Source organism: Sorangium sp. So ce726 (genome assembly GCF_051521405.1).
Lineage (GTDB): Bacteria > Myxococcota_A > Polyangia > Polyangiales > Polyangiaceae > Sorangium.
The window spans coordinates 2,842,206-2,854,884 of the sequence record NZ_CP150349.1 but is presented as its reverse complement, the minus strand read 5'-3'; the positions used below and the strand labels follow the sequence as shown (position 1 = coordinate 2,854,884).

11 protein-coding genes are annotated in these 12,679 nt (G+C 69.2%); 7 read left to right on the top strand and 4 right to left on the bottom strand.

What is annotated here, in order from left to right:
- The first annotated feature begins 210 nt into the window (after window positions 1-210).
- A complete protein-coding gene (locus WME79_RS10870; protein WP_437534673.1) occupies window positions 211-384 on the top strand; it encodes a hypothetical protein in 174 nt (57 codons plus the stop codon).
- Between the two features lie 54 nt (window positions 385-438).
- On the opposite strand, the gene WME79_RS10865 is transcribed toward WME79_RS10870, so the two are convergent.
- Both WME79_RS10865 and rplC read right to left on the bottom strand, forming a co-directional pair.
- The gene (locus tag WME79_RS10865; RefSeq protein ID WP_437534672.1) at window positions 439-1,062 is read right to left on the bottom strand and encodes an SAM-dependent methyltransferase; all 624 of its coding nucleotides are present in this window, start codon (window positions 1,060-1,062) and stop codon (window positions 439-441) included.
- 69 nt (window positions 1,063-1,131) lie between these two features.
- Window positions 1,132-1,830 (bottom strand): 50S ribosomal protein L3, encoded by a 699-nt coding sequence (rplC, locus tag WME79_RS10860; protein WP_437534670.1) that lies wholly within the window; start codon window positions 1,828-1,830, stop codon window positions 1,132-1,134.
- 340 nt (window positions 1,831-2,170) lie between these two features.
- Here rplC and WME79_RS10855 point away from each other — a divergent pair, with 340 nt between their 5' ends.
- Window positions 2,171-2,662: a hypothetical protein gene (locus WME79_RS10855; RefSeq protein WP_437534668.1), complete on the top strand. Its 492-nt coding sequence runs from the start codon at window positions 2,171-2,173 to the stop codon at window positions 2,660-2,662.
- A 37-nt stretch (window positions 2,663-2,699) separates the two neighbouring features.
- On the opposite strand, the gene WME79_RS10850 is transcribed toward WME79_RS10855, so the two are convergent.
- Window positions 2,700-3,086 carry a cupredoxin domain-containing protein gene (locus WME79_RS10850; protein WP_437534666.1) on the bottom strand — a complete coding sequence of 129 codons (387 nt, stop codon included), beginning with the start codon at window positions 3,084-3,086 and terminating at the stop codon, window positions 2,700-2,702.
- Between the two features lie 127 nt (window positions 3,087-3,213).
- Window positions 3,214-3,957, bottom strand: coding sequence for a Bax inhibitor-1/YccA family protein (locus WME79_RS10845; protein ID WP_437534665.1), 744 nt, complete (start codon window positions 3,955-3,957; stop codon window positions 3,214-3,216).
- An 856-nt stretch (window positions 3,958-4,813) separates the two neighbouring features.
- Between WME79_RS10845 and WME79_RS10840 the strand changes: the two genes are divergently transcribed.
- The 5 genes from WME79_RS10840 to WME79_RS10820 all read left to right on the top strand — a co-directional run bounded on the left by WME79_RS10840 (window position 4,814) and on the right by WME79_RS10820 (window position 12,676).
- Window positions 4,814-5,935: a DUF4419 domain-containing protein gene (locus tag WME79_RS10840; RefSeq protein ID WP_437534664.1), complete on the top strand. Its 1,122-nt coding sequence runs from the start codon at window positions 4,814-4,816 to the stop codon at window positions 5,933-5,935.
- A 144-nt stretch (window positions 5,936-6,079) separates the two neighbouring features.
- A complete protein-coding gene (locus WME79_RS10835; protein ID WP_437534662.1) occupies window positions 6,080-7,333 on the top strand; it encodes a hypothetical protein in 1,254 nt (417 codons plus the stop codon).
- Between the two features lie 45 nt (window positions 7,334-7,378).
- Window positions 7,379-8,497 carry a hypothetical protein gene (locus WME79_RS10830; RefSeq protein ID WP_437534661.1) on the top strand — a complete coding sequence of 373 codons (1,119 nt, stop codon included), beginning with the start codon at window positions 7,379-7,381 and terminating at the stop codon, window positions 8,495-8,497.
- Window positions 8,498-8,522: 25 nt separating this feature from the next.
- The gene (locus WME79_RS10825; RefSeq protein ID WP_437534660.1) at window positions 8,523-10,940 is read left to right on the top strand and encodes a DUF2169 domain-containing protein; all 2,418 of its coding nucleotides are present in this window, start codon (window positions 8,523-8,525) and stop codon (window positions 10,938-10,940) included.
- Complete coding sequence (locus tag WME79_RS10820) at window positions 10,937-12,676, top strand: pentapeptide repeat-containing protein (protein ID WP_437534658.1); 1,740 nt, start codon at window positions 10,937-10,939, stop codon at window positions 12,674-12,676. Before WME79_RS10825 ends, WME79_RS10820 begins: the two co-directional genes overlap by 4 nt.
- Window positions 12,677-12,679: the final 3 nt, after the last annotated feature.

Genomic DNA, 12,679 nt, shown 5'->3' with positions numbered 1-12,679 from the left:
TACGAACGATTGGGAATAGACCGTGATGTCCATCCGCTCGAATCCCGGACACCGGCCTCGCGGCGGGCGAATGGGGCTGCGGCGGCACGATGGGTTGGATGGGTTGATCGAGCGCTGACCCGTGCGGCGCGGTGCGCCGCCCATGACATCGATACGGAGCCTGGGGAGAGCGGCAGCCCGATCTGGCTGGATCAATGCGCGCGGAGGTTCGTGGCCGTCGGCATCCACACAGGGTTCGCCGACAGCGGCGAGTCACCAATCAACAGGGGAGTCCGGGTCACGCAGGAGGTCGCCGACACGCTGACCTCGCTCATCCGGGAGGTCGAGTGCGGGACCTCCGACGAATGGATAAACCGGTACTGGTGCGACGGCGTGAAGCGGTGACGACGAGGCGCGCAGCGCGGGCCTCCCCCGGGACAGACAGGCCGCCGAGCCCTCCTACCCCGCGTTCCCCGACCCCGCCGCCTTCCGCTTCAGCCCCACCAGGAAGATCTCCACGCTGTTCGCCCGCGTCCCCTCGGGCCGGATGCTCCGGACCTCCTCGCAGAGGTTCCGCAGCGCGTCCCGGGCCTTCACGAAGTCCTCGCTCATGAAGATCTTGCCGACGAACGCCCCGCCCGGCGCCAGCAGCGCCTCGGCCACGGCCACGGCGCGCATGAACAGCTCGTAGCTCCGGGCCTGGTCGGCGATCTTGCTGCCGCTCGTCGCGGGCGCCATGTCCGACAGCACCACGTCGTACGGCGCGAACTGCGCCAGCGCCTCGTTCGTCAGCGACAGCGCGTCCCCCTGCACCACCGTCGCCTGCGGGCCGAACGCCGCCGTGATCGGCGACAGATCCACCGCGAGCAGCTTGCCCCCCGCGCCGATCCGCTGCGCCGCGTACATCGACCACGAGCCGGGCGCGGCGCCCAGGTCGAGCACCCGCTGGCCAGGGCGGAGCAGCCGCACCCGGCGATCAATCTCCTCGAGCTTGAAGACGCTGCGCGCAGGATAGCCCTGCGCCTTCGCCGCCTTCGTGAAGGCGTCAGGCCGCTTGTAGGGGTTCTTCGGCTTCTGCGACACGGAGGGACGCTCGGCGGGCACGACCGGCGGGGCGCTCGCTCATGGGAGCTGCCCCGCCGACGGCCGGGATCAGCCGCCCTTCTTCTTGGTCGGCTGCTGCACCGGCACGATCCCCTTGCCGCCGCGCTTCTTCACGGCGCCGCGGATCGTCACCACCTGGTTCTTCGGGCCGGGGACCGGACCCTCGATGAGGATCAGGTTGTCCTCGGGGAGGAGCTTCACGATCTTGAGGTTGAGCGCGCTCACCGTCTCGTCGCCGTAGTGGCCGGGCATCTTCAGGCCGGGCAGCGTGCGGCCGGGGGTCATGTTCGTACCGATCGAGCCGCCGTGGCGGAAGTACTCGTGCGTGCCGTGCGAGCTGACCGCGCCGGCAAAGCTCCACCGGCGGATGACGCCGCTGAAGCCGCGGCCGCGCGAGCGGCCCTGCGCGTCCACCCGCTGGCCCACCTCGAAGATCTCATCGACCTTGAGCGTGCTCCCGATCTCGTACTTCGCCGCGTGCTCCGGGCTGCAGCGCAGCTCGCGCACGATCCGCTTCGGCGTCTGACCCGACTTCTTGAACGCGCCGGCGACCGGCTTCGTCGTGTGCTTCTCCGCCCGCTCGCCGAGGCCGAGGATGAGGGCGCTGTAGCCGTCCTTCTCGAGCGTGCGCTTGCCGATGACGACGCAGCCCGCCTGCACGACCGTGCAGCGCAGGACCTCGCCCGTCTCGTTGAAGATCTGCGTCATGCCGATCTTCTTGCCGATGATGCCGGGATGCTGATTCATGATGGGATCGCCTTGCTCGCTCCGTCTGGGGTGGCTGGGACTGGGCTCCGCGCGGCGCGCCGCGAGAGCGATCCCCTCGGCGCGCCTCGTCACGAGCCGGTTCGGAGCGAAGAACCGGGGCGGTTTCCCGCCGGGCACGTTGGGGGGCGCAGAGCTTACTCACGGGGGCCTCAAAGGGAAGCGAAAACCACCACCACAAATGTAATTCAGACCACATAACAACGAGACGCATCGCGTCGCGTCCGCTCGGACATTGTCCTTCTGGGCGGACATTTCCTGTCTCTCCCTGGCATCGAAGTTCAGAGGAGCGGGCCTCACATTGCATCATCGGAGGTCATGGATGACAGACATCATCGCTCACGGGGAGCCGCACGACGTCGAGCGCCTCATGGATCGTTACTGGTTCCTGCTGAGAGGCGAGGCGCACGGCGCCGCTGAGGACAGCGCGAGCGCGGCCCGGACCCGGGTGGTCCGCGACGGCGAGTTCGTCGTGGTGAGCATCGAGGCGTCGGCGCTTGGGTGGCCCGAGGGGACGCTGCTCTTCAGGTTCCGATCGGAGGTGGCCCCCTGCGCCGAGTGCATCGAGCGCGCGGCCGCGATCGCGCGCCACCGGACGCGCGGCATGCTCGGCTCGGGCGACGTGCGCGAGATGCTCCGCTTCGCCGTCGCCCGCTGCGCCGCCTCCGGCATCGACCTGGCCCACGCCGGCGCGCGCGTTCGAGGCGACGGAGCGCGCCAGGACGGCGAGCCCGCCTCTGGGAGGCGCCGCGCGGCGCAGGACGCGGGCGGCGGCGCGAAGCGCTACGACGCCGAGCTCTGGCTCATGCTCTGACAGCGCGCGCGCTCGCCCCACGATAGGCGCGGCATCGTCACGAGCCGACCACGTTGATGGTCGCCTTGACCATCGCCATCCAGCACTGAAGCACCATCTTCCCCTCCTTCTGCGGGGTGACGGCCACCTCGACCGGCGTGTTCAGCGGCAGGTCCTTCTCGATCTTCAGATCGGGAATCGCGATCGCCTTCAGACACTCGCTCTTCGTCGTCCGCGTGAAGCGCAGCACCACGGGCTCTCCCTTCTTCAGCTCGATCGTCGACGGGGAGAAGCCGCTGTCGTTCACCGCGATGTCGATGCGCTTGACGTTCGCCGGCGCGGCGAGCTCGGCGGCCGCCACCGCGGGCACCTCCTCGGCGGGCTTGCTGCAGGCGAGCGATGAGAGGGAGAGGGCAAGCGCGGCGACGAGGAGCTGCAGGCTCATGGTCAGCGCGTTCTTACTCGGCCCAAATGGCGCGTCAAGCCGCCCTCCGGCCGTCCGCCCCGGGCAAGAGACCCGAGGACGGTCAGCGCAGGAGCGCGCGCGCCGTGAACGCGGCCGGTTCAGCCCGTCAACCGCGGCCCGAGAGGATCTGCAGAATCGACGAGAAGAGGTTGATGAAGTTGAGGTAGAGGTCGAGCGCGCCGCCGACGGGGTCCTCTTCGTTCGAGTGGAGCAGGCGCGACGTGTTGTAGAGGACGTATCCGCCGAACACGAGGACGGACACGCTGGCGATCGCGAGGCCGAGGAGCGTGCTCCCGAGCAGGACGTTCAGCAGCATCGCGCCGAGGACGACCATGGCGCCCATCACCAGCCCGCTGGCCAGGAACGACAGGTCCTCCCTCGAGAGGAAGACACCCAGCGTGAGGCTCCCGAACGTGAGGACCGTCAGGATGAAGGTGTCCCGCACCGGGGCCGACGACAGGGTGCCGCCGAGGCCCGCCGCCGCCTGGGCCATGTAGAGCGCAGGCGCCGTGGCGACGCCCAGGATGGCCGCCATCCCGAAGAGCGCGAGGACGTTGACGCCGGGGATGTTGCGCACCGCGCGCGCGCCGAACATCACGCCGAACACGACGCCCATCGAGAGGATCGGGTGTTGCGCGAAGAGCTCGACCAGCGGCGGCATCGCGCGCCCCAGCGTCTCCTCCTCCACGTCCGGCGCCCCGATGTACAGCGCGCACATGGCGCCCAGGGCGGAGACCACCAGGCTCGCCGTGAAGAGCCCGTAGACCTTCTTGAGAAAGTCGATCCGCAGCGCCAGCTTCGGGCTGGCCGCTACGCTCGCCCCGAGGGGACTCGCCTGGCGTGAGTTCATCTGCTGCGCTCCTCCTTCAGGGCATTTCGCCGCGGCTGCACGAGCGCCTAGTCGTGCACCATTCACCACGGACATGCAACACCGCCATGGCGACGCCCGCGGGCATCTGCTGCCCGCAAAAAATCACGTCCCCGCGGCATCGCACGCGCTACGGAGAGGCCGGCGCGGCGTGAGCGGCGCGCCGACATCGTGCTCGCTTCCGGCGAAGAGCAGCCCGGATCCAGAAAAAAACCTCTTTCTTCCGGCTAAGTGTAACCTGGTTCCAGAGAACAAACTCGCATTTTCAGCTAAAGTAAGCCTGATTCAAGAGAATTAACTCTCGATTCCGGTTAAATACAGCCTGGATCTAGAGAAACATCTCTCGATTGCGGCCAAGAGCAGCCCGGATCCAGAGAAAAACTCTCGGTTCCGACGACAACCCGCTCGGCTGCGACGAAAACGCGCTCGGCTGCGACGAAAACGCGCTCGGCTGCGACGAAAACGCGCTCGGCTGCACCGCCGGGACCGAGGGCAGCGCCGTCGACCTGGCTGCCCGCGCCCGCCATGGGAAGGATGTGAAAAAGGTCCAGAGCTCGTCTCAGAGGTCCGGAAGCACGACCGCACACGCCTCCCAGCGGACCCAGAGCACGACCGATCACGACCCATCGCCAATCGATGGCTCGAGACAAGCACCTTGCCGGGCCCCGGCGCTCACGCCGGACAGCAGAAATGTGCCGCGCCCGGGCACGCTCCTTCCCATGCAGTGACGCCGCGGTGGGCGCCTGCACGCGGCCCGTTGTCGCGCGCGGCACGCTCGTGTACGAAGGACAGCGAAGGATCACGAGCGCGCCGCGCAGCCTGGGGAGGACGAGGTTTCATGAACGTCACGACGATCGCCGTTGCCGACGTCGAGCCCGCAACGGCGCCGTTGCCGGGATTCGGTAGCGAAGCTGCGGTGCAGAGCCTGCTCGTCTCGCAGATCGAGGCCTCCTACCGCCACCGCTTGCCCCTCGTGGGACGCACGGATCTCCACCCGCTCGTCCAGGCCGCGTATACCGCCTTCACCCAGCGCTATCCCCTCGTGCTCTCGCCCGACGTGGTCTGGTTCTGCCTCGCGCGCGGCTTCACGTTCCACCTCGCCGCGAACGACCAGCATCGGCGCCGCTTCCTCCCCGACGATCACGAGTTCGCGCTCGTCGTCGATCGCCCGGACTTCACCCCCGGCGAGGTGAACCCGTGGCCAGCTTTGTTTCCGGACTTTTCCAGGCAGGTTTCGGCGCGGGTCGGCTCGCTGCGGGACCTCGTGACCTCCAATTTCTCCACCACGGGGCCTGTCGAGCGGGTGTCGTCGGAGTTCACGGTCGCGACCCCGCTCGCGCCGCACTACACGTGGGAGCCGCCGTTCCCGGGCGACATGGTGTTCCCGCAGCGCGGGATCCCGCGCGTGTACCTGCTCGGCACGTCCGACGACTGGCGCTGGGTGCGCCAGCGCGTGGCGATGCTCGGCTCCGTCGGGCAAGATCGCTGGACCCGCGCGCTCCTGCCCGTGCTCGACCAGATCGCCGCCTCGGCGGAGGGGCGCGCCGACACGATGTTCTGGCGCGCGTTCTTCAGGTACGAGAACTCGGCCGACGAGCTGACCGGGTGGATCCACGTGCTGTTTCCCTACCTGCGCGCCTGGCCCAACGACTACTTCGCCCCGAATCCCTATCTCGAGAGCTGGCACGAGCGATGGCTGACGGCGGAGGCCCGGAGCGACGCGCTCGGGGGCCTCGGGAACCCGCAGGGACCGGGGCTCTCCGAGATGCCGCCCGGCCTGACCAGCGCCCAGCTCCGCTTCATCGACAGGAGCAGGCGCGAGCACCCGATGGAGTTCATCAGCGGCCTCATCGGCGTCACGCAGGATCCGCACTCGCTCGCGCTCCTCCCGGAGTTCGTCTGGGCCATCGCGCACCAAGCCCCCGAGTCGGCAGCGCAGCGCCCCGCCGAAGCCTCATGATCCACGCGGCCCCGTGAGCCGCGCGCTCGAGCAGCACGACCGCGGCGAGCGGTTCGGCGTGGACGGGCGGCTCACCCTGACATAGGATTGTGCGGTCCGCGACACGGCGACGCCTTGCGTCGTCCATCACGCTCGGAGGCTCCAGTGTCCGGAGGCAAGTTCGCGCTCCTCGAAGTACCGGATCTGAATGGCGGGGAACCGTCCTACCTGCGCCTCGGGGCCGCCGCGCCGCTCGGCGAGAGCGCGGGCGACGATCTCGCCGAGCGGATTCAGACGTTCACCGACGACGACCGCAAGCGGGACGGCTCGCCCAATTTCGTGCCTGTGGGCGAGCGAAAGGCCGAGACCGCGAAGCTGCACACGAAGGGCGGCTGGCGCGATCACACCGACGGCAACCGCATCTCGACCACCAAGGGCGACAAGGTCGAGGTCATCGGGGGGAACTACCGCCTGCTCATCCTCGGCCGCGGGGAGCACCAGGCGGGCTGGGACGTGTCGGGAGGGCACGTCACCGAGGTCAGCGAGACCTTCGGCGGCGGCACCACGATCGAGTGGGTGCAGAACTACGGCGGGACGTGGAAGGTGGTCGAGACGACCATCAAGGGCGAGGTGCACACCGTCTACCACGGCGACGTCTACGACTACTACTTCGGAAAGGTCAAGGAGAGCCAGACCGGCACCGACACGTTCCCCACGCTGAATGTCACCGACGATTTCATCGATGACAAGAATCCGCCCTCGCCCCAGGCGATCCCGACGGAGAACCCCACGATCGTCGACAGGACGTGGGCCAAGAGCATCTCGTCCTATACCGGCTCGGAGAAGCTGCCGGTGCCGTCGATCACGGACGAGACCTGGGCGGAAGTGATGGTGACGAAGACGAACGCCACCTCGATGACCGACGAGACGACCGTCAAGGAGGAGTCAAAATCCACCATGCACGCCGCGTCGATCACGTCCTCCACCAAGGTCGACGGGACCATGGATGACCACACCGAGGCCGACATCATCAAGAGCTATACGAAGGCGAGCAAGATCATCTCCGAGACCCACGCCGACACCGAGGACAAGATGTACGGCGACGCGGACTCCTACACGCAGGGCAACAGCAAGACCGTCGTCGATGGGATCGAGACGACGATCAACCTCGGCATGGTCAACGAGGTCGTCCTGGGGGGGATGATCGAGGCGACGCTCGGCGCGGAGGTGACCTTCACGGCCGGCGGCATCGTCGACGTGACCGTCGGCCTCAAGGCGGATTTCAGCTTGACCGGGAGCATCGACGTCTCCGCCGGCCCCACGCTCGAGATCAGCCCGGCGGGCGTGGAGCTCCACATGAGCAAGACGGAGATCGCGCTCGCGAACAAGATCGTCTCGGCGTTCAACCTCTTCGTTTGAGGGCGCGAGCACCACGCTCCACGCGCCACCGGATACGGAGCTCCCATGGCCGGTGATGGCAAGTACGGTATCCTCCATGTGCCTGATTTCGGCGACGGCATGTCGTCGTACCTGCGCATCGGCGCGGCCGAGGGCGACGAGTACAGCTGGCGAGATCACACCGACGGCAACCGGGTCATCACCACGCGGGGCGACAAGGTCGAGGTCATCGGGGGCACGTACAAGATGACCGTCCTCGGGCACCGCGAGTTCGAGAGCGGCTGGAAGGCGGAGGACGGGCAGATCAACGAGAAGAGCATCACCTTCCACGGGTCGGGAGAGTTCGACTTCATCCAGGGCCCCCGCGGCGAGAAGCGCCTGCGCGAGAAGACCGTGAAGGGCGAGGTGCACACCACCTACCACGGCGATGCCTTCGAGTTCCATTACGGCAGCAAGCTGGAGAGCGTCACCGGACACGACAGCCCGCCGCGCGACCTGGACGCGCTCACGGCGCCCTGGGGTCTCCCTCCGTCAGGCGTCCTCGGGGAGAACCCCACGATCGTCGACAGGACGTGGGCCAAGAGCATCTCGTCCTATACCGGCTCGGCGAAGCTGCCGGTGCCCTCGATCTCCAACGAGACCTGGGCGGACAAGATGGTGTCGAAGACCCACGCCACGTCGATGACCGACGAGACGACCGTCAAGGGACCGTCGAAGTCGACGATGAAGGCGGGGTCGATCACGACCTCGACCACGGTCACCGGGACCGTGGATGACCACACCGAGGCCGACATCATCAAGAGCACTACGAAGGCGAACAAGATCATCTCCGAGACCCACGCCGACACCAAGGACGAGAAGTACGGCGACGCGGACTCCTACACGCAGGGCAACAGCAAGACCGTCGTCGACGGGATCGAGACGACGATCAACCTCGGCATGGTCAACGAGGTCGTCCTGGGGGGGATGATCGAGGCGACGCTCGGCGCGGAGGTGAGCTTCACAGGCGGCATCTCGGCCAGCGCCACGATCGGCCTGGAGGCGTCCGTCACCGTCGCCGCGTCGCTCGAGGCCAGCATCGGGCCCACGCTCTCGATGGGGACGGAGAACTTGAAGGTCACCCTGGACCGGGGCAAGGTCGCGCCCGTCCGCACGAACATCGCTGCAGTCCACCTCATGACGTGACGCGCAAGCGCGGCGACCCTCACGGATGGCGAACAAGAATCTCACCCCGTTCCTCTTCGGCAGCAAGGTCACCTCGCGGAGGCCGCCCCAGCCGGAGATGACCCTGATCGTCCGGGCAAAGTTCATCCTCGAGCCCGGAGCGCCGCTCTCCCTGCCCGAGGGCCACCCGGCGCTCGCGCAGGAGACGCTGCGCGGCGACGTGTTCCACGACGACGATCACGAGCATACCGGCGAGTGCCTGTACCCGAGCGATCTGGCGGACTTCAAGCCCCACGCCGACGTGCTCCTGATCGGCACGTGCCACACGCCGGGCAAGGCGCGCATGACCGAGTGTCCGGTGCGGTTCGGCGTCGGGTCCTGGTCGAAGATCCTGCGCGTGGTCGGCGAGCGCGTGTGGATGGATGGCCTGCTCGGGCCCGCCATGAGCGATCCCGTGCCGTTCGACCGGATGCCCCTCGGCGATCGGCGCAGCTTCGGAGGGCCGGGGCACCCGCTCAACCCGGCGGGAAGGGGCCACGGGACGCGCGAGCTCCCCAACGTCGAGGGCGCGGACGATCTGCTGCTCTCGCGCTCGGATCGGCCGGCGCCCGCGGGGTTCGGGCCCCTGTCGCCGAACCGGCCCGATCGGCGCGCCCGGGTCGGGAAGAACTACGGCAAGGCGTACCGCGAGAAGCGAGCGCCGTACTTCGCCGACGACTTCGACTGGACGTACTTCAACTCGGCCCGGCCCGACCAGTGGCTCCCGTACCTGCGCGGCGACGAGGATCTCCTGTTCCAGAACCTCCACCCGGACGCGGAGGTCTTCCGATCGCGGCTGCCGGGCCTCCGGATCCGCGTCTTCGCGAACGACGCGGAGCGCGGGTTCCGGGAGGTGCCGATGCACCTCGACACGCTGCTCGCCAACCTGGACGAGAAGGCCCTGTTCCTCACGTGGCGCGGCCTCACGGAGGTGACCGACGACGACCTCTCGCGCGTCACCACGCTCGTCGCCTCCGAGCCGCTCGACGGGCCGGCGCTGCCCGAGGAGCATTACCGGGAGATCCTCGCGCGCTTCGAGGCCGATCCGCTCGAGATCGAGGAGCAGCTCGCGCCGGAGCTCAAGGAGGAATGGGGGGCGCTGCAGGCGCTGCAAAAGAAGGGCGACGGCGCCGACGCGGCGGGGCTCGACCCGCTGTCGGCGCTGCTCAAGGCGCGGCTCGGCGACGTCGCGAAGCCGCATCAGGAGAGGATCGGCCGGGCGATGGCGGGGCTCGCGGGCGTCGCGTTGCCGGGGGGGAAGGTCCTCGGTAGCGTCATCGCGGAGGCGCTGCGCAACCTGCCGAAGGCCTCGCAGGCCCTGCCGCCGATGAGCTCCGCCGCGTCGCCCATGCTGATGGACGCGGCGCTCCGGACGGCCTTCCGGCGCGTCGCGCGGGCGGTGGAGGAGGCGAAGGCGCTCGCGACCGCGCGCGGGACGCAGGTCCCGGCGCTCGCGGCGTGGGACAAGCTCGCCGCCGATCCGAAGCTCGCGTCGATGGGCCTCTCCACGGCCCCGCCGCGGCCGCCCGGGCAGATCGGGCCAGGGAGCGACCTCCGCGACCAGGACCTGAGCGAGCAGGACCTGAGCGGCCGCGACCTGAGCGGCGCGAACCTCACGGGCGCCATCCTCACGGGCGCCAACCTCCGGGGCGCCAGGCTCACGCGCGCCATCCTCAAGCAGGCCGTGCTGTTCGACGCCGACGTGCGGGAGGCGGATTTCACGGGCGCGGACCTGACCCTCGCGACCCTGCAGAGCGCCTCGGCAGAGCGCGCCGTCTTCCGCGGCGCCACGCTGGAGAGCGCCACGTTCGACGGCGCGCGGCTCATGGAGGCCGATCTCTCGGGCACGCAGGGGTCGAACCTCGTCTTCTCGAGGGCGGACATGACGGGGGCCGTCGCGCGCGGGGCGGCGTGGGCCGTGGCCTTCCTGGAGGACACCGTGCTCGAGCGCGCGGACCTGTCGCAGGCCTCGCTCACGCGGTGTTTCGTGTCGAAGGTCAAGGGCGCCTCCGCCACGTTCGCGGGCGCGACCCTCGCCGGCACGAGCTTCTCCGGGTCCGACCTCACCGGCGCGGTCTTCGCTGGCGCCCGGGGCGACGGGAGCGTGTGGATGGGCGCGACCCTCACCGGCGCGGATCTCAGCCTCGCCGTGCTGACCGGCGCCCTCTTCATCGAGGCCACGGCCGACGGCGCGAGCTTCTTCGGGGCCAACGTGCGGGGCGCCCGGTTCGATCGGGCAAACCTCACGCGCGCCGACTTCACGCGGGCGAACCTCTTCGAGGCGGACCTGCTCAGGGCGCGGGTCCCGGAGGCGAAGTTCGTCGACGCAAACCTCTACGATGCAAAATTCTACGAGACCTCGGGATCCGGCTGTGACTTCAGAGGGGCGAACCTGAAGAAGTCGACCCTGGAGCGAGATCGATGACCCCGGACGAGCTGAGGGCGCTGCTCCAGGCGGGCGAGGCGCTCGAGGGCAGGACGCTCGGCGACATGGATCTGCGGGGGGCCGACCTCCGCAAGGCGCGGCTGCGCGGCGTGAAGCTCGGGCGGGTGCAGCTGGAGGGCGCGGACCTCTCGGGGGCCGATCTCCGCGGCATCAAGGTGGCCTGGTGCGCGCTCCGCGGCGCGGACCTGTCGGGCGCCGATCTGGAGGGCGCGGCCATCGCCCAGAGCGACCTCTCGGGCGCGAACCTCGCCGGCGCGAACCTCACAGGCGCGAGCCTGATCCGCGGGCAGCTGACCGGGGCGAACCTGCGCGGCGCGCGGCTGCAGGAGGCGAACCTGGCCGAGTCGAAGCTCGCGGGGGCGGAGCTGTCCGGGGCGACCCTGAAGGGCACGCGGCTCGACCTCGCCGACCTGTCGGGCGCGGCGCTCGACGGCGTGACCGTCTCGCAGTCGTCGTTCACGCGGGCGGACCTCTCGGGCGCCTCGCTGTCGCAGGCGCGGATCGAGGGCTCGTCGTTCGCCGAGGCGAACCTGACGCGGGCCGATCTGTCGGGCGCGGAGCTCGACACGGTGGTGTTCCTGAGGGCCGATCTCCGGGAGGCCGTGCTCCCGAAGAAGCTCACGAAGACGGTGTTCGACGGCGCGCGCCTCGGCCGGCTGGACCTCTCCGGGGCGGACCTCGCGGGCGCGGCGCTGGAGGGGATGGACTTCGCCGGGGTGAGCTTCGAGAACGCGAACCTCACGCTGTCGTCGCTCCAGGGCACGGACCTCCGGGGCGCGAGCTTCCGGGGCGCGACGCTCGACCAGACGGTGCTCGCGAACTGCGACCTCACCGGCGCGGACTTCCGGGGCGCGACGGTGAGGTCGTGCATGCTGTACCGGGCGCGGCTGCCGGGCGCGGATCTCTCGGGCAAGGACCTCGAGATGGTGGTCTTCAAGGAGGCCGATCTCTCGGGCGCCGACCTGTCCGGTTCGCGGCTCGTGCGCTGCGTGCTGGAGGGGGCCAACCTGACGGGCGCGAACCTGACGCGCGCGCTCGTCTCGCAGACCACGCTGCGGACCGCGGTCGTGGAGGACATCACCTTCGAGAAGGCGATCTTCGACTGTGTGGACTTCTCCGGCGTGGACCTGACGCGGGCGTCGCTCTCCGGGCTGACCATCTCGCGGTGCTTCTTCGCGCTCGGGAACCTCTCGGGGATGGACCTCTCGGGGTGCAACCTGTCGAACTGCGACTTCACCTCGTGCAACCTGGAGCGGACCCGGCTCGACGGCGCCATCCTGGCGAACGCGAACTTCAAGGGGGCGAACCTGCGGCAGGCCTCGCTGGCGGGCGTGATGGCCAAGGCCGCGTTCTTCGGCGAGGGCGTGCTCGCCGGCGCCGGGCTGACGCAGGCGATGCTCCGCAATGCGATCTTCGTGAAGGCCGATCTCTCGGGGGCGAACCTCGCGGGGGCCGATATCCGGGAGACGGTGATGCACGAGGTCCGCGCGGCCGAGGCGCTGTTCGTGGGGGTCAAGGCGCACCACGCCGATCTCTCGCACGCGGACATCTCGGGCGCCGACTTCACCGGCGCGGATCTGCACTGGGCGAACCTGCACCACGTCCGCGACGAGAAGACACGTTATCTCGATGCCAATCTCGCCACGGCGAGGCGCACGGACGTGGATCGCCTGGAGGCCGAAGCATGGATGCCGCCCGAGCGGCGCTCGCAATGAAGG